Source organism: Nonomuraea longicatena (assembly GCF_039525605.1).
GTDB lineage: Bacteria > Actinomycetota > Actinomycetes > Streptosporangiales > Streptosporangiaceae > Nonomuraea > Nonomuraea longicatena.
On sequence record NZ_BAAAHQ010000101.1, the window covers coordinates 1 to 1,185 of the forward strand.

Genomic DNA, 1,185 nt, shown 5'->3' on the forward strand with positions numbered 1-1,185 from the left:
AATCGTCGACGGGAAAAAATTGGCGAGTACTTCGTCGGCCGGATTGTGCTCGGCGATGTCGGCGCAGAATCATCAGACGGCAGGATTTCGAGTGTTCCGTACCGATTCTTTGCCAATCGCTGCGAGTATCCAGAGGCCGCAAAAATCTGGCGGCGCTGGGCATCGGACGTCGTAATGGAGAAGGGAGAATGGCTTCGATGGCCGACGAGTCATCACAGTGCCTGGCTCCACGTTGTCCAGAATGCTTGGTTTACCTCGAATCGTAGGGCCACCCGCTATGGAGTCGATGACGTCGCACATTTGGATGGTGCTCAAATCTCCACGAAGTCTGGATTCTTCTGTGCATTGGGCGAGGCGGTTAATGGTCCTGGTGGGTACTTTGGGTCAAATCTTGATGCTCTGGCGGACTGTATTTCTTCGAGTTTCGGAGAGGAGTCTCCGCTGAAGATTGTTTGGCGAGACTTTCGGGAGTCACAGGAGCTGCTGGATCGCGCCTTTATGGAGTCAATAATGGAGACTATGCGCGAATTCAACGTGGATGTCACCATTTGCTGACTTCTGTTTGTCGTGTCGATAATAGAAAGGAAAACCGTGCGGCAGAAGCCTGGTTCGACCGGAAATGCTGACATGGTTCGCGTGATGGATTCCTCCGGCATGTACTCGAATGGCTATGTGCGCTTCCGTAACAAGTGTGGTCGGCCGGTTGGGCTCAGCGGGAAACCCGGCTCGAAAGCTGATACGCATATCCAAATAACTCCGGATGGCACTCATCCACTTCAGATAGGGTGGTAGGAATGAATCTGAACCTTTAGGGTCAAGCAGTTACCCGTGTCTGCTTTGACGCGGCTCTCACGATCCTGATCAGCGGAGATTGCGAGCTGCGTGTCGAGACCGAGACAATTCTTCAGGTCTCGGCCAGGGATTATGTGTCTTTCGATCCTGAATCTCCGGGTGTTGTTGCCCCCATCTCGTTCGGCTGACCTGTGATGCAATTGCAGGGGCCAAGGCGGGAAAAGTCGGGGATCTCGTGATCGAATTTGAAAGCGGCTCGAAACTAACCATCCGGCCAGATAGCGATTATGGGGCGAGCTGTCGGGCCGAAGGGACAGTGAGCTCTTTTCATCTGTGGGTGAGCTCGTAGTTCTGCAGGACGGCGATCGCCTTGCAGAGCTGGCCGGCCTTGTG

The 1,185-nt window shown here is 54.2% G+C and carries 1 protein-coding gene; it reads left to right on the top strand.

What is annotated here, in order from left to right; genetic code table 11:
- The coding region (locus ABD120_RS39545; protein ID WP_343955650.1) for a barstar family protein at positions 1-555 on the top strand (555 nt) is incomplete at its 5' end.
- Positions 556-1,185 lie beyond the last annotated feature (630 nt).